This window comes from Paenibacillus sp. 1-18, assembly GCF_000520755.1.
In the GTDB taxonomy this organism is placed as follows: Bacteria; Bacillota; Bacilli; order Paenibacillales; family Paenibacillaceae; genus Paenibacillus; species Paenibacillus brasilensis.
The window spans coordinates 16,264-34,266 of the sequence record NZ_ASSB01000013.1 but is presented as its reverse complement, the minus strand read 5'-3'; the positions used below and the strand labels follow the sequence as shown (position 1 = coordinate 34,266).

15 protein-coding genes, 1 tRNA gene, 1 pseudogene and 1 other annotated feature (1 of these 18 only partly in view) are annotated in these 18,003 nt (G+C 48.2%); of the genes and pseudogenes, 14 read left to right on the top strand and 3 right to left on the bottom strand.

Going from position 1 to position 18,003, the window contains the following annotated elements; all coding sequences use genetic code 11:
* Nucleotides 1-99: a binding site (T-box leader), on the top strand (it extends 182 nt beyond the left edge of the window).
* Nucleotides 100-179: 80 nt separating this feature from the next.
* Both ileS and L693_RS0100695 read left to right on the top strand, forming a co-directional pair.
* A complete protein-coding gene (ileS, locus tag L693_RS0100700) occupies nt 180-3,269 on the top strand; it encodes an isoleucine--tRNA ligase (protein ID WP_025715623.1) in 3,090 nt (1,029 codons plus the stop codon).
* Nucleotides 3,270-3,409: 140 nt separating this feature from the next.
* Nucleotides 3,410-3,802 (top strand): DUF5665 domain-containing protein, encoded by a 393-nt coding sequence (locus L693_RS0100695; RefSeq protein WP_081752057.1) that lies wholly within the window; start codon nt 3,410-3,412, stop codon nt 3,800-3,802.
* Between the two features lie 28 nt (nt 3,803-3,830).
* On the opposite strand, the gene L693_RS0100690 is transcribed toward L693_RS0100695, so the two are convergent.
* Nucleotides 3,831-4,568 (bottom strand): TraR/DksA C4-type zinc finger protein, encoded by a 738-nt coding sequence (locus L693_RS0100690; RefSeq protein ID WP_025715621.1) that lies wholly within the window; start codon nt 4,566-4,568, stop codon nt 3,831-3,833.
* A 211-nt stretch (nt 4,569-4,779) separates the two neighbouring features.
* Between L693_RS0100690 and lspA the strand changes: the two genes are divergently transcribed.
* The 11 genes from lspA to L693_RS0100635 all read left to right on the top strand — a co-directional run bounded on the left by lspA (nt 4,780) and on the right by L693_RS0100635 (nt 16,022).
* Complete coding sequence (lspA, locus tag L693_RS0100685; RefSeq protein WP_025715620.1) at nt 4,780-5,271, top strand: signal peptidase II; 492 nt, start codon at nt 4,780-4,782, stop codon at nt 5,269-5,271.
* 1 nt (nt 5,272) lies between these two features.
* On the top strand, nt 5,273-6,244 hold the full coding sequence (locus L693_RS0100680; protein ID WP_025715619.1) for an RluA family pseudouridine synthase: 972 nt from the start codon (nt 5,273-5,275) through the stop codon (nt 6,242-6,244).
* A 505-nt stretch (nt 6,245-6,749) separates the two neighbouring features.
* Nucleotides 6,750-7,316: a bifunctional pyr operon transcriptional regulator/uracil phosphoribosyltransferase PyrR gene (gene pyrR / locus L693_RS0100675; RefSeq protein WP_025715618.1), complete on the top strand. Its 567-nt coding sequence runs from the start codon at nt 6,750-6,752 to the stop codon at nt 7,314-7,316.
* The gene (locus tag L693_RS0100670; RefSeq protein WP_025715617.1) at nt 7,313-8,227 is read left to right on the top strand and encodes an aspartate carbamoyltransferase catalytic subunit; all 915 of its coding nucleotides are present in this window, start codon (nt 7,313-7,315) and stop codon (nt 8,225-8,227) included. The genes pyrR and L693_RS0100670 overlap by 4 nt, the downstream gene beginning before the upstream one ends.
* Nucleotides 8,228-8,285: 58 nt before the next feature.
* A complete protein-coding gene (locus L693_RS0100665) occupies nt 8,286-9,608 on the top strand; it encodes a dihydroorotase (protein ID WP_025715616.1) in 1,323 nt (440 codons plus the stop codon).
* Between the two features lie 63 nt (nt 9,609-9,671).
* Complete coding sequence (carA, locus tag L693_RS0100660; RefSeq protein ID WP_025715615.1) at nt 9,672-10,808, top strand: glutamine-hydrolyzing carbamoyl-phosphate synthase small subunit; 1,137 nt, start codon at nt 9,672-9,674, stop codon at nt 10,806-10,808.
* Between the two features lies 1 nt (nt 10,809).
* The gene (carB, locus tag L693_RS0100655; RefSeq protein ID WP_025715614.1) at nt 10,810-14,028 is read left to right on the top strand and encodes a carbamoyl-phosphate synthase large subunit; all 3,219 of its coding nucleotides are present in this window, start codon (nt 10,810-10,812) and stop codon (nt 14,026-14,028) included.
* Nucleotides 14,029-14,095: 67 nt separating this feature from the next.
* A complete protein-coding gene (gene pyrF / locus L693_RS0100650) occupies nt 14,096-14,890 on the top strand; it encodes an orotidine-5'-phosphate decarboxylase (protein ID WP_081752056.1) in 795 nt (264 codons plus the stop codon).
* The gene (pyrE, locus tag L693_RS0100645) at nt 14,887-15,528 is read left to right on the top strand and encodes an orotate phosphoribosyltransferase (RefSeq protein WP_025715612.1); all 642 of its coding nucleotides are present in this window, start codon (nt 14,887-14,889) and stop codon (nt 15,526-15,528) included. The genes pyrF and pyrE overlap by 4 nt, the downstream gene beginning before the upstream one ends.
* 144 nt (nt 15,529-15,672) lie before the next feature.
* On the top strand, nt 15,673-15,837 hold the full coding sequence (locus L693_RS30370) for a hypothetical protein (RefSeq protein WP_010345444.1): 165 nt from the start codon (nt 15,673-15,675) through the stop codon (nt 15,835-15,837).
* Between the two features lie 111 nt (nt 15,838-15,948).
* A tRNA-Ile gene (locus L693_RS0100635) sits at nt 15,949-16,022 on the top strand.
* A 286-nt stretch (nt 16,023-16,308) separates the two neighbouring features.
* On the opposite strand, the gene L693_RS0100630 is transcribed toward L693_RS0100635, so the two are convergent.
* The gene (locus tag L693_RS0100630; protein WP_025715611.1) at nt 16,309-16,722 is read right to left on the bottom strand and encodes a YjdF family protein; all 414 of its coding nucleotides are present in this window, start codon (nt 16,720-16,722) and stop codon (nt 16,309-16,311) included.
* Between the two features lie 231 nt (nt 16,723-16,953).
* A complete protein-coding gene (locus L693_RS30930; RefSeq protein WP_081752058.1) occupies nt 16,954-17,262 on the bottom strand; it encodes a hypothetical protein in 309 nt (102 codons plus the stop codon).
* On the opposite strand from L693_RS30930, the pseudogene L693_RS27535 reads away from it, so the two are divergent.
* Nucleotides 17,247-17,985 (top strand): annotated as a pseudogene (locus L693_RS27535) (glycoside hydrolase family 43 protein); the annotation flags it as partial. The gene L693_RS30930 and the pseudogene L693_RS27535 overlap by 16 nt on opposite strands.
* Nucleotides 17,986-18,003: the final 18 nt, after the last annotated feature.

The following is an 18,003-nucleotide window of genomic DNA, read 5'->3' as shown; positions in this document are numbered from 1 at the left end:
AGTTGAGTAGGGCTCAGAGAGCCGTAACAGTACCTTTTTTTGTAGAAGGGTCTGTTTATGGAATCAGGGTGGTAACGCGAGCACAGCCTCGTCCCTCTACAGGGATGGGGCTTTTTTTGTTGCTTTTTTGGGAAACGCTACAGCAATTAGAATGATGAGCAGAGAAGGAGAATGACATTATGAACAGAGTGGATGTTAAAGAAAAAGCACGGTCCCGCGACCTGCGCATCCTGCACAAATGGAAAGAAGAGAACACCTTCCGTAAATCCATCACAAATCGTGAGGGGAAACCAAATTTTGTATTTTATGAAGGTCCACCAACTGCCAACGGTAAACCGCATATCGGTCACGTGCTGGGGCGTGTAATTAAGGATTTCGTCGGCCGCTATCAGACAATGAAGGGATATCGCGTTGTACGCAAAGCGGGTTGGGATACGCATGGCCTGCCAGTCGAATTAGGTGTGCAAAAACAACTGGGTATCTCCCACAAGCCTGAAATTGAAGAATACGGCGTTGAGAAGTTCATTAAAAAATGTAAAGCAAGCGTGTTTGAGTACGAGCAGCAATGGCGTGATCTGACCGAAGCCATCGGATACTGGACAGACCTTGATCACCCGTATATTACGCTGGATAACAACTATATCGAGAGTGTATGGAACATTTTGGCGACCATTCATGAAAAAGGACTGCTGTATCGTGGTCACCGTGTGAGTCCGTATTGCCCGGATTGCCAGACCACACTGAGTTCTCATGAAGTGGCACAGGGCTATAAAGATGTTAAGGATTTGAGCGCAACGGCCAAATTCAAGCTGCATAGTAGTGGTGAATATGTACTGGCCTGGACGACAACACCTTGGACCTTGCCGAGCCACGTAGCGCTTGCCGTTAACCCTGAGCTGGAATATGCACGTGTGAAGCAGGAAGACGGCGTATATATCGTTGCTAAAAATCTGGTTGAGGACGTAATTAAAGGCGATCATGAAGTGCTTGGCACGCTGTCCGGTTCAGAACTGGTTGGCCAGACTTATACCCCGCCATTTACGTATTTCCAGGTTGAGAAAGGTAATCAAATTTTGGGAGCAAAATTTGTAACAGACTCCAGCGGTACAGGTATCGTTCATATGGCTCCGGCTCATGGTGAGGATGATTATCGTGTATGCCGTGAAAATGGCGTTGGATTCATCAATGTGGTGGATCTCCAAGGTAACTATGTAAAGGAAATTACTGACTTTGCAGGCCGTTTTGTGAAGGACTGTGATGTGGATATTGTTAAGATGCTGTCTGAGAAAGGCTTGCTGTACAGCAAGGAAAAATACGAGCATAGCTATCCGTTCTGCTGGCGTTGTGATACTCCGCTGTTGTATTACGCTATGGACAGCTGGTTTATCAAAACAACCGCGATTAAGGATCAATTGATTGCCAACAACAGCGAAGTCGAATGGTATCCGGGCCATGTACGCGAAGGACGCTTCGGCAAGTTTTTGGAAGAGTTGGTGGATTGGAACATCAGCCGCGACCGCTATTGGGGTACACCGCTGAATATCTGGGTGTGTGAGGAGACTGGAGAACAGTTCGCACCGCATAGTATTGCCGAGTTGCGGGAACGTGCGATTGGCGACGTACCATCGGATATTGAGCTGCACAAGCCATATGTAGATGATATTAAGGTGCGTAGTAAATGCGGCAAGTATGAAATGACTCGTACGCCGGAAGTGATCGACGTATGGTTCGATAGCGGCTCCATGCCGTTTGCACAGCATCATTATCCATTTGAAAATAATGAAACGTTCCAACAGCAATTCCCGGCAGATATGATCTGTGAAGGGATTGACCAAACTCGTGGCTGGTTCTACAGCCTGCTCGCGGTTTCGACCATGCTGACTGGCAAAGCTCCTTACAAGGCAGTGATGGCAACAGGTCACGTACTGGATGAGCAGGGTCAAAAAATGTCCAAATCCAAGGGCAATGTGATTGATCCATGGGAAGTGATTGACGAGTACGGTACAGATGCTTTCCGTTGGGCATTGCTGTCCGATAGTGCACCATGGAATAGCAAGCGTTTTTCCAAAGGCATTGTAGGCGAAGCCAAATCGAAGCTGGTAGATACGCTTGTCAATACACATGCTTTCTTGACCTTGTATGCAGATATCGACGGCTTTGATCCGGCACAGCATCCGTTCAAGCCGTCGGCCCATAAGCTGGATCGCTGGATTTTGTCCCGTCTGAACAGCCTGATTTTGGTAGTGGACAAAGCTTTGTCTGTAAATGATTTCCTGAATTCTTCCAAAGCGATAGAATCGTTCGTAGATGAGCTGAGCAACTGGTATATCCGTCGTTCACGCGATCGATTCTGGGGCAACGGCCTTACAGAGGATAAGCTCGCTGCGTATCGCACATTGACTGAAGTGCTGTTGACGACAGCCAAGCTGCTTGCACCGTTCACACCGCTGCTCGCAGAGGATATTTATCTCAATCTGAGCAATGGGGAAAGTGTTCATCTGGATGATTATCCAACTGCCAATGAATCCTTGATTGATCTGGAATTGGAGCGTGATATGGAAACGGCACGTCGAGTAGTAGAATTGGCGCGCAACGTCCGCAACGAAACGGGTTTAAAAACGCGTCAGCCGTTGTCCGAGTTGATTTTGTCGATGGATCAGGATTTTGAACTGAGTGGCTACGAGGAAATCATCAAAGATGAGATCAATGTGAAGCATATTCATGTTGAGACGGACGATAGCGGTTTTGTAGATTTTACACTAAAGCTGAATTTGAAGGTAGCGGGTAAGAAATACGGCAAAAATGTCGGCTTCCTGCAAAACTTTTTCAAAGGCATGTCTGCCGAGGATACTCGTTCGGTAGTAGAGCAAGGGGCGCTGAACGTGACTTCTCCGGAAGGAGAGGAGCTACAAGTTACGGCCGAGGAATTGCTGGTGGAGAAAAAAGCGAAAGAAGGCTTTGCATCTGCTTCCGGTTATGGATTAACGGTCGCGTTGAACACGGACATTACGCCTGAGCTGGAGCAGGAAGGCTGGGTACGTGAAGTGGTCCGCGCGGTGCAGGATTATCGTAAAAAGCTGGATCTGCCGATTGAAAAATACGTGGCACTGACGCTGGATGTAGATGACGAGCTGCGTCAAGCAATCGAAAGCTTCGATTCTGTACTGCGTGAAAACGTATTGGTTACTACCGTGACATTCGGTCAGGCAGAGCCAGCAGAGCGTGTGGAAGTGAACGGTAAAACGATCAGCGTTCATATTGGGGAATAATTACAAGCCCCCTGTCCCATAATACAAGAACAGGCAGCGTATAAAAACGAGCCTAAGCATCGAAAACGGATCTTCTCCGTTACGTGCTTCGGCTCGTTTGCTGCGTTCAGGGCAGCCATGGAAAAAGGGGGATTGTGCAGATGACGGCACGATCAAGGCGCAGACAGGGAATCAGTCGCCAAAAAATGAACGAGGGAGAAGCTGCCAAAGCCGCAGATAAAAGTGCAGCAGGTAATCAGGCAGAGAAGCTAAATCGTGTAGAAAAGTTGATACATGCTGTGTCAGAGCAGATGGAACGGACACGTATTGCCGATTACGCTCTGCTGCTAAATAGGCCTTGGAGATTACTCTGGTTGAATTTAATATCAGGTATATCCCGTGGAGTCGGCATTGCTCTAGGCTTTACTTTTTTTGCAGCCACCATTATTTATGTGCTGCAAGTACTCGGTGCGCTGAATTTACCGATTATCGGTGATTATATTGCTGATATCGTACGGATTGTACAGCGACAGCTGGAGCTTACCACCTACTAGATTACAGATATTATGTTTTAATCTAAGTTTATGCTTCATCTTCGTCCGTCATATCCGGCTCCAGCAGACCTTCACCCTCGCCGTTTTCTAGATAACGCTGATAAATGGAGCTGCGAACAACGGATATATTTTTTCCATAAATGTCAGTAGCGATAAAGCTTTCGTATGGCTCTACGAAGCCCATATTATCATCGCCTGCTTCAATTTCCATATCATCATAGCGATGGATTTCTCCACTTTCCGCCATAGCTGGGGTATTAGATGTACCCCAACTTTCAACGATTTGCCAAGCATCTTCACCGTCAAATCCGTTTTGATCTTCACGTTCATCCAGACTCGTTCTGCCGAATGCGGGGGCCAGAAATTCCTCCTCGATTGGACGGCGGTTGGACACCTCTGTTTCAGGGTTATGCTCTTTGCAGTAAATGGTATAGGGAACAGCCAGCAGGCGCTCATAAGGAATGGGTTTGCCACAGGCGGCACAAATGCCGTACGTACCCTTTTCCATCGCCATCATGGCTGATTCGATACGTTCCAACTGGAATTCGTCGTGCTCCAGTAAGGAAATGTCCTTGGCTCGCTCGTATGTTTCGGTTGCCAGATCGCCTGGATGATTATCAATCGGGGATAGCTCGCCGGTCTGCTCGCGTTGGGAATCACCGAGTCCGTAGTGATCGTTGTCCTGCAAACGATGCTCAATCTCTTTTTTGCGTTGCAGCAGTTCGTTACGCAATCCCTGCAATTGTTGCTCCGTCAATGGGGACATGGAATCCTCTCCTTGCTTTAGATTAAGATGCATATGCATTGTCTCGGGGATGCTCCTTGTAGTTTGCACCGGAAAGACCTCTTTTACAGTAGGAAATTCTACTCAAAACTGTACTTGCGAGCTCATGGGACTCGTGGACGATCTGAGAAGGCTTATGCTACAATAAATGGGTTCGACAACGGATATAAGCAGATCGGAGTGACGAAGGACCGTGATTTATTTTGGTATTGCGCTAATTATTTTTTTGATTGACCAGGGAGTCAAATATTTGGTGGCTACGCGGATGGAATTGTACGAGCAAATACCGGTGATTGGCAACTTCTTTTTAATCACGTCCCATCGTAATCGTGGAGCCGCTTTTGGGATTTTGGAAGGTCAACGTTGGCTTTTTATCGTGATTACAATTGTAGTAGTGATCGGCATCGTATGGTACTTGCGAAAAACGGTGAAGGCTGGTCAGAAATTGCTTCCTGTAGCACTAAGCTTGGTGCTTGGAGGCGCAGTCGGTAACTTTTTGGATCGGGCTATTTCAGGAGAAGTGGTCGATTTTGCACAATTCAATTTTGGAAGTTATACGTTTCCGATCTTTAATGTGGCAGATTCGGCGATTGTCATCGGTGTAGCCCTGATTATTTTGGATACATTACTGGAGTCGCGTCGGAACAAAGAAAATGGCAATGAAAGCATTGAAGGGAAGTCGTAGCATGAAAGAAACGAATGAAAACAGTGAAGCCACAGGTCTGTCTTACGAGGAGGAGCTGGAGAGTGAATCCCTGGAATGGACAGCGGAATCTGTTGATGCCAAAACGCGTATAGATAAATATATCGCCGAAAAAATGGAGGATGTGTCCCGTTCTCAGATACAGCTGTGGATCGGAAACGGTCGGGTGCTGGTCAATGGCTCCGCAATCAAAGCCAATTACAAGCTGGCTGAAGGAGATCGTATTGAATTGTCCGTACCGGAGCCAGAGAATGTCGATATTATACCCGAAAATATTCCGTTGGATATTGTCTACGAGGATTCGGACGTGATTGTCATTAACAAACAGCGCGGTCTGGTCGTGCATCCCGCACCAGGACATACTTCAGGAACATTGGTCAATGCGCTGATGTATCACTGTCATGATCTCTCCGGCATTAACGGGGAATTGCGTCCGGGTATCGTTCACCGTATTGATAAAGATACATCAGGACTCATAATGGCGGCCAAAAATGACCAGGCTCATGCTTCGCTGGCAGCACAGCTAAAGGAACACAGCGTTACGCGTAAATATATAGCTTTGGTTCACGGTCATTTGAGCCACGATCAGGGAACGGTTGATGCTCCTATAGGTCGTGATTCAGGTGATCGTAAATTGTTCACCGTGACGGAACGAAACAGCAAGCATGCAGTCACCCATTTTCTCGTCATTGAGCGTTTGGGGGATTACACCCTGCTTGAGCTTCAATTGGAGACAGGGCGCACACATCAAATTCGTGTACACATGAAATTTATTGGGCATCCTTTGGTGGGTGACCCTATGTATGGACGCAGCAAAGGGGTTCGCATGAATGGTCAGGCGCTGCATGCAGCGGTGTTGGGCTTTAAGCATCCAGCCACTGGCGAGTATATGGAGTTCAGCAGACCCATTCCTCCCGATATGGAAGATGTTTTGGCGTCTTTGCGTAGTCGCTAAAATCAACGAAGTTCTGTATTCGTATTCAAAAACCTGAATAAATTATTAGAAAAAACCGCCTAATTGGCGGTTTTTTTATTGTTTGGGCAAGGTATGGGTAAAAACAACTATGGATAATTATACAATGAAGTTGTATAATTATTAAAGTGCTTCCGGTGGTTCCGGTTAAACAGGTGTTGACACATGATTTTCGATCTGTCATACTTCTTGTAGTTGCGATGAACTTTGTCCAAGAGATGGCTACCATCTCACACTATGAGAAGCTGGATAAAGAAAATCCTGAATAGCACCTTTAAATCAGTCCCGTGAGGCTGGCAAGGTAACGTGAATGGATCACTGATCAGTGCATCCGCTGCGGCGGTATGACTTCAGTGTGTCCGAGAGATCGGAGAACGGTGGAAGACTGTTCATACGAGACTCCTTGCCAAACTTGGGCAAGGAGTCTTTTTTGTATCCGAACACGGGACCAGGTCTGAAGGGAACATTACCTGAGGAGGCTGGGAGCATGAGTAATGAAACACATGTACTGATGGACGAAATTGCGATTCGTCGGGCATTAACACGGATTGCACATGAAATTTTGGAGAAAAACAAAGGTATTGATGATTGTGTCCTAGTAGGAATTCGAACACGCGGGGTTCATTTGGCGCAGCGTCTGGCTGAGAAAATTGCCGAAATCGAAGGTGCGCCGATTCCATGGGGAGAGCTGGATGTCACAGCTTACCGGGATGACCGGAGCAGCGTTAGTAAAACCAAAGGAAATGGAAAAGAGCTTTTGATGAATCCTGCTGACGTTTTGGTTCATGATAAGAAAGTCATTCTCTTTGACGATGTGCTGTACACAGGCCGCACTATTCGCGCGGCGATGGATGCATTGATGCACTGCGGACGCCCGCAAATGATTCAGCTGGCAGTGCTGGCGGATCGCGGACACCGTGAGCTTCCGATTCGTCCGGATTACATCGGCAAGAACATCCCGACTTCCAAATCCGAGGAAATCGTAGTTTCGCTTCAGGAGACGGACGGCAAGGACGAAGTGACGATCAATCAGAACCGGGGGGAACAGGAATGATCACAACAGCCAGTCAACTTAGAGAACGTAGCCTGCTCGGATTAAAAGAAATGAGCCGCAATGAAATCGAGTCCATTCTGGATCGCGCTCATTATTGGGAATCACAGCCGCAAAAGCTGATTCCGGTATTACAGTCACGCTTCGCGGCCAACATGTTTTTTGAAAACAGTACACGCACACGCTTTTCTTTTGAAATGGCGGAAAAGCGGCTGGGCGCTCAGGTGCTGAACTTTTCTGCTGCGGCTTCCAGTGTGGAAAAAGGGGAGTCCATTTACGATACAGTACGCACGCTCGAATCCATGGGCATTGATGCTGGAGTTATCCGGCTAAAACCAGCCGGGGTGCTGCAAGAGCTCGCTGAGAAGGTTAACGTCCCACTGGTTAATGCAGGGGATGGCAACAATGAGCACCCGACGCAGGCACTGCTAGACCTGTACACCATGCGCAAAGCTTTCGGTGAGCTTAAAGGCTTAAACGTATCAATCATTGGAGACATTCTGCACAGCCGTGTGGCTCGTTCGAATCTGTGGGCCCTGCAAAAATTTGGAGCAAAGGTCAGCTTCTGCGCGCCAAATAATATGCAGGCATCTGATCTTGCGGCGCACGCGCCTTATGTACCCATGCAAAAAGCATTGCAGGCTGATGTGGTCATGATGCTTCGGGTACAGCTCGAACGGCATGCCGAAGGTATGCTGCGCTCGGCGGATGAGTACCGAGAGCAGTATGGTTTGACAGAGGAAAGAGCAGCAAGTCTTAAGCCCGGAACGATCATTATGCATCCGGCTCCAGTCAATCGGAATGTGGAGATCGACAGTTCAGTTGTGGAAAGTGAACAATCACGGATTTTCCCACAGATGGCAAACGGGGTTCCGATCCGCATGGCGGTTATGGAACGGGCAATGAAGCTGTAGAGCTGTCAGCAGAATCGTAGGAAAAGTCGCAGAAAACCTGAGCGGAGGAACATTTCACATGAAACAATTAATTATGAATGCAAGTGTATTGAATGAGCAAGGCGAGCCTGAATTAAAATCTATTCTGATCGCCGACGGAAAAATTTTAGCGATCACAAATGCCGAAGCTGGAGCCAGCCTGCTTATAGAAGAAGGGAAATCTGAGCAAGAGCTGGAAGTCGAAAAAATCGACGCTCAGGGCAAGCTGGTTATCCCTGGTTTAATCGACATGCATGTGCATCTGAGAGAACCTGGCTTTGAATATAAAGAAACAATTGCAACCGGTAGTCATGCAGCGGTCAAAGGTGGTTTTACGACGATTGCCTGTATGCCGAACACACGCCCGGTCACGGACAATGTGGACACGGTTCAGCTGGTACTGAAAAAGGGTGAGGAAGCCGGGCTTGCCAAGGTCCTTCCTTACGCAGCCATTACCAAAAACGAGCTGGGACGCGAGCTGACGGATTTTGAAGCACTCAAGGCGGCAGGCGCAATTGGTTTTACCGACGACGGTGTAGGGGTGCAGAGTGCACAAATGATGAAGGACGCCATGGCCCGGGCCAAAGCGTTGGATATGCCGGTTATTGCTCACTGTGAGGATAACACGCTTGTGGAAGGAGCAGCGGTGACAGACGGTGAATTTGCCAAGCGTCACGGGCTTAAGGGTATACCGAACGAATCCGAGGCGATTCATGTCGGACGGGACATTCTGCTATCCGAGGCAACCGGGGCACATTATCATGTATGTCATGTCAGCACAGAGCAGTCGGTACGGTTGATTCGCCATGCGAAATCTTTTGGCATCAAGGTAACTGCGGAGGTATGCCCGCACCACTTGGTATTGTCCGATGAGGACATTCCCGGGCTGGATGCGAATTGGAAAATGAATCCTCCATTACGCTCTCCGCGTGATGTGCAGGCATGTATCGAAGGACTGGAGGATGGCACGATTGACATTATCGTAACCGACCATGCGGCACACAGCGAGGAAGAGAAGGCAAAAGGTATGGAACTGGCGCCTTTCGGTATTGTCGGATTTGAGACCGCCTTTCCGCTGCTGTACACGAAATTTGTAGCAACCGGTCAATGGACACTGGACTTTCTGGTACGCCGTATGACGGCTGACCCGGCGCGTGTCTTCCGCCTTAATACAGGACGTTTGGAAGAAGGAGCACCCGCCGACCTGACCATGATTGATTTGGAGCAGGAGCAGGCAGTTGATCCGCAAACGTTTGCCAGCAAAGGCCGCAACACTCCTTTTACAGGCTGGAAGCTCAAAGGCTGGCCCGTAAAAACCTGGGTAGACGGCAAGCTGGTATGGTCTGCTGACCAAGCAAACTGAAAATATAATTTATTCAAAAAAATAGACCTTATAGCAAGAAACAATACAGAGGAGTGAGACGGGATGCAGGCAAGATTGTTGCTTCAGGACGGCACGCTGTTTACAGGCACATCATTTGGTGCGGAAGGTGAAAAAACAGGCGAGGTCGTTTTCAACACAGGGATTACAGGCTATCAGGAGGTGCTGACGGATCCCTCTTATTGCGGACAAATCGTAACAATGACTTACCCGCTGATTGGCAATTACGGAATTACTCGTGATGATTTTGAATCGGTACGGCCTTATGTTCACGGCTTTGCTGTTCGACATTACGAGCCGGTGCCAAGCAACTGGCGCGCTCAATACAGCGTAGGCGATTTGCTGAAGGAATATGGCATCATTGGCATTAGCGACATCGACACCCGTATGCTTACCCGGATTATTCGCCATCATGGCACGATGAAGGGCATTTTAACAACTGGCTCTCAGCCGCTGGAAGAACTGAAAGAAATGATGGCTGACCTGACCATTGAAGAACTGCGTAATCAGGTGCCTTTGACTTCCACACCTCATCCGTACAGCAGTCCTGGCAACGGCGAGCGGATCGTATTGATTGATTATGGTGCCAAAAGCGGCATCTTGCGCGAACTGAATAAACGGGACTGCGATGTGGTTGTCGTTCCGCATGATACGACGGCTGAGGAAATCCGCCGTCTTAACCCGGACGGTATCCAGCTGTCTAACGGCCCTGGAGATCCGAAAGACGTACCACATGCTGTTCGTACGGTAGCTGAATTGTTAGGAGAATACCCGATCTTCGGAATTTGCTTGGGACATCAGCTGTTTGCGCTTGCTTCGGGAGCGGATACGGAGAAGCTGAAATTCGGACATCGCGGTGGTAATCATCCGGTAAAAGAACTGGAGAGCGGACGCTGCTTTATTACCTCACAAAATCACGGCTACACAGTGAATGAGGATTCGATTAAGGGAACCGACCTTGAAGTGACACACATTAATAACAACGATAAGACGATTGAAGGTCTTAAACATACCAAGTATCCTGCGTTTTCCGTGCAATACCATCCAGAGGCTGCGCCAGGACCTTATGATAATGGCTACCTGTTTGATCGCTTCCTGGACATGATCCGTGAGCACAAGAGAAATCAACCAAAGCAACCGCGTCAGGCTGTTATCGCCGCCGCAGTGAGAGGAGAGCGCTAATATGCCGAAAAATACAGAACTAAAAAAAATACTCGTGATCGGTTCCGGTCCCATCGTTATTGGCCAGGCAGCGGAATTTGATTACGCTGGTACACAAGCTTGTCAAGCGCTCAAAGAAGAAGGCGTCGAAGTGGTACTGATCAACAGTAATCCGGCAACCATCATGACAGACACCAATATGGCTGACAAAGTATATATTGAGCCGATTACACTTGATTTTGTAACACAGATTATCCGTCAAGAGCGTCCGGACGGCCTGCTTCCTACACTGGGAGGACAGACAGGTTTGAATATGGCGGTAGAGCTGGCTCGCGCCGGAGTGTTGGAACGTGAAAACGTCAAATTGCTGGGAACACAACTGAATTCGATAGAAAAAGCCGAAGACCGTGATCTGTTCCGTGAGTTGATGCGTGAGCTGGAACAGCCTGTACCTGAAAGTGTAATTGTTACCACATTAGAAGAATCCCTCGATTTTGCTAATGAGATCGGTTATCCGATTATCGTTCGTCCTGCCTATACGCTGGGAGGTACGGGGGGCGGTATCTGTTCGACTGAAGAAGAACTGCGTGAAACGGTTAGCTCAGGCTTGCGGTACAGTCCCATTGGACAATGTCTGGTGGAAAAAAGCATTGCAGGCATGAAGGAAGTCGAGTATGAGGTTATGCGTGACGGCAATGATAACTGCATCGTTGTCTGCAATATGGAAAACTTTGACCCGGTCGGCGTGCATACTGGCGACAGTATCGTCGTAGCGCCGAGTCAGACGCTGTCAGATCGCGAGTATCAGATGCTGCGCTCTGCTTCCCTGAAAATTATCCGCGCCCTCAATATTGAAGGCGGCTGTAATGTACAGTTTGCGCTTGATCCGCACAGCTATCAATACTACGTCATTGAAGTCAACCCGCGCGTGAGTCGCTCTTCAGCGCTGGCTTCCAAAGCAACCGGATATCCGATTGCCAAAATGGCTGCCAAAATTGCGCTAGGCTACACACTGGATGAAATCGTGAATCCGGTAACGGGACAAACGTATGCTTGCTTTGAGCCAACACTGGATTACATCGTGAGCAAAATACCGCGCTGGCCGTTCGACAAATTCATTTCTGCCAACCGCAAACTGGGCACGCAAATGAAAGCAACAGGTGAAGTGATGGCCATTGGCCGTACGTTCGAGGAATCTATCCATAAAGCGATACGATCTCTGGAAATCGGTGTGCATCGTTTACATCTTAAGGGAGCCGATCAGCTGTCTGATGAGGTGCTTAAAGAACGTCTGATTAAAGCAGATGATGAGCGTTTGTTCTTGGTAGCCGAGGCATTCCGCCGCGGCTGGCAGCAGCAGGAAATTCAGGATTTAACGAAAATTGACTGGTGGTTCCTTGATAAGGTAGAAGAAATCGTTAAGTTTGAAGCTGTCATTGCAGGAGAGTCTGAGCTGACTTACGAAACGCTTTATCAGGCCAAACGCAAAGGCTTTACCGACCGTTCTATCGCTGAGATTCGCAGTCTGAGTCAAACTGCTAACAATTTGACAACCGAGCGTGAGGTGCGTGAGCTCCGTCTGGGTCAAAACCTGCGTCCTGTCTACAAAATGGTAGATACGTGTGCGGCCGAGTTTGAAGCCACAACGCCTTACTACTACTCCTCTTATGAGGTGGAAAACGAAGTAATTCCTTCCAACAAAGAGAAAGTTATCGTTCTTGGCTCCGGGCCAATTCGGATCGGGCAAGGAATTGAATTTGATTACTCCACCGTACATGCGGTATGGGCTATTCAAAAGGCAGGTTACGAAGCAGTCATCATTAATAATAACCCGGAGACCGTTTCTACCGACTTTAACACATCCGACCGCCTCTACTTTGAGCCGCTTTTCTTCGAGGATGTAATGAATGTCATCGAGCAGGAAAAACCGATCGGCGTTATCGTCCAATTTGGCGGCCAAACGGCCATTAATCTCGCAGCTCCGCTGAGTGCGGCAGGCGTGAACATTCTGGGCACAAGTCTGGAAAGTATCGACGAAGCGGAAGATCGGAAAAAGTTCGAGCAACTGTTGTCTCGTCTGGCTATCGCACAGCCAAAAGGCAACACGGTCACCTCTGTAGATGAAGCGGTAGGAACCGCTCAGGCGCTGGGTTATCCGGTGCTGGTACGTCCATCCTACGTCCTGGGCGGACGCGCCATGGAAATTGTCTACTCGGATGCGGAATTGCTGCGGTACATGGAAGAAGCCGTTAAAATCAATCCGGAACACCCTGTGCTCATCGACCGCTACATGCTGGGCAAAGAGGTTGAGGTTGATGCCATCTGTGATGGCGAAACGGTACTCGTACCAGGCATTATGGAGCATGTGGAACGGGCCGGGGTTCACTCAGGTGACTCGATCGCGGTATATCCGCCACAGCACTTGTCTGCCGAGCTGAAGCAAAAAATCGTGGATATTACGATCAGCATTGCCAAGGAATTGAAAACGATCGGTCTGGTAAACATCCAGTTCGTTATTCATCAAGACGAGGTGTATGTCATCGAGGTTAACCCTCGCTCCTCGCGGACGGTTCCTTTCCTGAGCAAAGTTACGAACATCCCGATGGCGAATCTGGCAACACAGGCTATTTTGGGTGGTAAGCTTAAGGAAGCAGGCTACACAGAAGGTCTATGGCCTGAAAGTAACTATGTCTCGGTTAAGGTTCCGGTATTCTCCTTTGCCAAGCTGCGCCGTGTAGAGCCAACGCTGGGGCCTGAAATGAAGTCGACAGGTGAAGTTATGGGCCGTGATATTCAGTATGCCAAAGCGCTGTATAAAGGACTTGTGGGTGCTGGTATGAAAATCCCATCCACCGGTGCGATCATCATCACCGTAGCGGATAAAGATAAAGAAGAAGCTGTCGAGTTGATGCAGGGCTTTTACAGACTGGGCTACAAAATTATTGCAACAGGTGGAACGGCGGCTGCGCTGGAGCAGGCCAACATTCCGGTGAACACGATTAACAAGCTGAGTGAGGGCAATCCGAACATCCTGGATATGATTCGCACGGGTGAAGCCAACTTTGTCTTCAATACGCTGACCAAAGGGAAAACACCAGAGCGTGACGGATTCCGCATCCGCCGTGAAGCGGTTGAAAACGGTATTGTCTGCATGACCTCGCTGGATACGGTGCGCGCCTTGCTAAGAATGCTGGAGACGATTAATTTTACGTCCGAATCCATGCCGGTATTGAGCAATTAAGGCGATACAATGAGATCATGAAAAATAAGTAAATCAAGAAAGGACATTCATCGGCTTTTGCTGACGGATGTCCTTTATCACGGGCAAATACACCCGAATCGACGCGAAAAGGGGATGTAGAACGGTGAACGAAGCATTTCAGCAAATGGCAGGACGGCTGATGATCGCGTTAGATTACCCGGATGCGCAGCAAGCAGAGCAGCTGATTCGGCAGCTGGAGGGTATTCCCTGTTATATAAAAGTAGGTATGCAGCTGTTTTATAGCGCAGGACCCGCTTTTGTAGAACAGCTAAAATCCAGAGGATACTCCGTTTTTCTGGATTTAAAAATGCATGATATCCCTAACACGGTACGGGGAGGGGCAGAGAGTATTACCCGCTTAGGGGTGGATATGTTCAACGTACATGCGGCTGGAGGCCGCAGTATGATGTCAGCCGCCAGGGCCGGAGCCGAGGCTGCGATTTCTGCGAACAGCTCGCTCGCCATGCCGCTCATTATTGCAGTTACACAGCTGACCAGCACGGACCAGGCGACCATGAATACGGAGCTGGGCATTCCTGGCACGGTACAGGATGCGGTCGTTCGCTATGCACAATTGACCCGTGAGGCGGGACTGGACGGTGTGGTAGCGTCCCCATTGGAAGTGCCTGCGATTCGGGCCGTATGCGGGTCTGACTTTAAAACTATAACCCCTGGCATCCGCCCGGCAGGCAGCGCCACAGGTGATCAGTCACGTGTCCTTACACCTGGACAAGCCATTGCCCAAGGCAGCAGCTACATTGTCGTTGGACGGCCGATCACGGCAGCACCCGACCCACGCGCCGCAGCGCAACACATTATTGAGGAGATGAACCAAGTATGACTACATTAAACAATATACCAGAACAAATTGCATCCCATTTGTTACGCATTCAGGCGGTGGCACTGCGTCCACAACAGCCTTTTACATGGACATCAGGTATTAAATCCCCAATCTACTGTGACAATCGCCTTACCATGTCCTACCCGGAGGTGCGTGAGCTGATCGCGGACTCATTTGCTGCTCTTATACGCGAGCAATATCCCGAAACCGAAGTCATTGCGGGTACAGCTACAGCAGGGATTCCTCATGCGGCCTGGGTGGCGCAAAAGCTGAATTTGCCGATGGCCTATGTAAGGGACAAAGCCAAAGGACACGGGAAAGAGAACCAAATCGAAGGCCGAATCAGTGCCGGACAAAAGGTTATGGTTATCGAGGACCTCATCTCTACTGGTGGGAGCTCCATTAAAGCAGCACAGGCCGTAGCACAAGCAGGTGCTGAGCCGTTAGCAGTACTGGCTATTTTCAGCTACCAGCTCGACAAAGCGACTCAAGCTTTTGAAGAGGCAGGTGTGAAGCTGCAAACCTTGTCTAATTACACGGCCTTGATGGAGGTTGCCTTGCGTGATGGAATCATTCAGGAGGAAGAGATGGAGTTGCTGCGTTCCTGGCGTCAGGACCCGGCTTCCTTTGGCAAATAAGGCAGGGCATCTTGAGGAAACGGAACTAAGGTGCGGCTTTGACTCGTTGTCATCCAGCGTAGATTGTTATGATTAAAAGCTGTGTAAATCGAATTCGATCCGGTTACACTAACTCCTACCATCATGCGAAAAGAGGGAGTTTGGATGTATTGGGTTTACTATGGCAGACTGTACACAACTAAATTTCAGGCCGGGTGTCTGGCAAAGAGGCTGGAGCATGACGGCTGGATGTACGGCTACAATGATCCCCGCGCAGTGGAGGTGTACCGCTCGCGCAAGGGACGTTATGGTGTCCGATTTATTCCATGATATTAAAATAAAAAAATATTTGAAAAACTATTGACGAAACACAAGAAAATGTTGTATATTAATTAACGTTGCTGTTATGAATATGTAGCGTGAATATACATATTTTTTTGAGGGCCCTTAGCTCAGTTGGTTAGAGCGGTCGGCTCATAACCGATTGGTCGGGGGTTCGAGTCCCTCAGGGCCCATTTCCTCAAAAACCCTTGCTAAGCAAGGGTTTTTTTTGTTGTATATAGAGGTAAAGAAAACGGAAGGAAAGTGTGATAAAACGTTGAAGTTTCATTAAGTTTGAGCTTTCCACCGGGAAATTCCCACTTGCCAGCAGGTATGGTGTCGAGGCTCCGTTTGGTAATTTATATAAAGATTAAGAGCTGTCCCAGATCATTAAATGCTACGGGACAGCTCTTTGTTTGAAGAACGATAATTTCTCAATCTATACAGGAACGTAGCAATTACAAGAAAAATAAAGTTCTATTACCGGCCCCTATGTTTAGCTTTTGCCTTAAGCCGAGCAATATCTCGTTTGTACTCTTTAATTTCCTCACGACGTTCACGGTTCATTGTTCTCTTCTCAGCCTTATGCTGTTCAAGCTGCAATTTGATTGCCTGTTCCGCATAAGTATTAGTGCCGCGAGAACGTATTTCCTTAGCTGCCAACCGTTGTAAACGTTTGGGGTTAACCCTGTGATTAAGAGGTGTTTTTCCTTCGATTACTACTGTCATGCGTTCAGTCAGATTGGACATTTCGTCGCTTTGTACGAATGTCAGTACTTCGGCATCCGACGGCTCCGATCCAAATACATATCTTGCTGCCCGAATCTTGCCTTTTTCCTGTGTTTCGATTACTCCGACCCAATAAGGTTTTTCGAAATATACCGTTAGCTTCATAATGATGAAACCCCCTCTTAAAGTGTTACGGAGTCGATGGACATCCCGAGGGGGAAGGTTACTTGTATCGGTAATATAACCCAATACGCCCGGACTACCAACCGAGCCGTGTTTTTACGCTCCATTTTCATCATAAAAGAGTTTGGGAGTTGCGTCTACACCTTTTTTTAGTGCAAAAAAGCACTGCCGTATTAAACGAACAGTGCTTCTTTTAAATGCTCTTATTTAATCTTAGGATACCTTAACAGTGTAAACCATTCTCAATTTACCGTTACCGCCATAAATTTCGACTCTTGCGTTCGTTGCAGTGGTGGTTGTTACGACACCGGAGGCGGAGACTGTGACATTTCCGCTCGCCACTTTATAAGTATCCCCAGGGTAATTTGACAGTGCATAGGAATAATTTCGTGGCAGCGTAGCAGTTCTGTAGTATACTCCGTTAACTTCTACAATAGGCGTAATTACGGGAGAAGGACCTACGCTTTGAATATGGCTATATGTACTACTTGCTGCTGCGGAAGCATTTAGGGCGGGAAACAGCCTTGCAGCAGGTGTACTGGAATGATGAAGGCTGGCTGCGCTTAACCGCTGGGGGCCATACACCTCAACTGGAGGTGCCTGCTCAGTCAAGTAAGAGCAGAGCTATATATTTGAAGATTTTTTCGAGGGACCTGCTTTAGATAAAACGTGGAATACATTGCGTATACTGGCAGATGATCGTTGGAGTTCGCTAAGCCAACGCCCTGGCTATCTTCGAATTCGGGCTGGAGAATCGATACAAAGTCTGTTTCAGCATCACGTGCTTGCCATTCGGCAAACGGATCATCGTTTCCGGGCAGAAACAGCCCTGGAGTATCAGCCTGTAAGCTATTTGCAAATGGCGGGGCTTTTGCTGTATCTCAATGAAGAGGATTATTTGTATGCGTATGTTAGCTATGAAGAAGGGCTAGGAAAAGTGCTGCGTATGATGCGATGTGAAGCAAATTCATTCACGTTAGTTCCGCAAGTGATTACGCTTCAGGATGATCTTCCTGTACATTTGGCTGTAGAAGTCCACGGAATCCAAGCACAATTTTATTATGGAGTCGGAGATGAACCTGCCTGGAAGCGACTTTTTTTGAAATGCAGGATATCAGCTTTTTATCCGGTGGATTTACCGGGAACTTTGTAGGTATTGCCGCCCATGATATGCAACAATTCCAAGGCAGCTACGCTGATTTCTCCCATTTTCTGTATCATGGAAAAGATCATCTCTCCTCATAAAATAATCATATGAATATA

Bases quoted from the DNA above. Each gene is read 5' to 3' on its own strand.
- ileS (WP_025715623.1), top strand. From the start codon at position 180: ATGAACAGAGTGGATGTTAAAGAAAAAGCACGGTCCCGCGACCTGCGC.
- L693_RS0100695 (WP_081752057.1), top strand. From the start codon at position 3,410: ATGACGGCACGATCAAGGCGCAGACAGGGAATCAGTCGCCAAAAAATG.
- L693_RS0100690 (WP_025715621.1), bottom strand. From the start codon at position 4,568: ATGTCCCCATTGACGGAGCAACAATTGCAGGGATTGCGTAACGAACTG.
- L693_RS0100680 (WP_025715619.1), top strand. From the start codon at position 5,273: ATGAAAGAAACGAATGAAAACAGTGAAGCCACAGGTCTGTCTTACGAG.
- pyrR (WP_025715618.1), top strand. From the start codon at position 6,750: ATGAGTAATGAAACACATGTACTGATGGACGAAATTGCGATTCGTCGG.
- L693_RS0100670 (WP_025715617.1), top strand. From the start codon at position 7,313: ATGATCACAACAGCCAGTCAACTTAGAGAACGTAGCCTGCTCGGATTA.
- L693_RS0100665 (WP_025715616.1), top strand. From the start codon at position 8,286: ATGAAACAATTAATTATGAATGCAAGTGTATTGAATGAGCAAGGCGAG.
- carA (WP_025715615.1), top strand. From the start codon at position 9,672: ATGCAGGCAAGATTGTTGCTTCAGGACGGCACGCTGTTTACAGGCACA.
- carB (WP_025715614.1), top strand. From the start codon at position 10,810: ATGCCGAAAAATACAGAACTAAAAAAAATACTCGTGATCGGTTCCGGT.
- pyrF (WP_081752056.1), top strand. From the start codon at position 14,096: ATGTCCTTTATCACGGGCAAATACACCCGAATCGACGCGAAAAGGGGA.
- pyrE (WP_025715612.1), top strand. From the start codon at position 14,887: ATGACTACATTAAACAATATACCAGAACAAATTGCATCCCATTTGTTA.
- L693_RS30370 (WP_010345444.1), top strand. From the start codon at position 15,673: ATGTATTGGGTTTACTATGGCAGACTGTACACAACTAAATTTCAGGCC.
- L693_RS0100630 (WP_025715611.1), bottom strand. From the start codon at position 16,722: ATGAAGCTAACGGTATATTTCGAAAAACCTTATTGGGTCGGAGTAATC.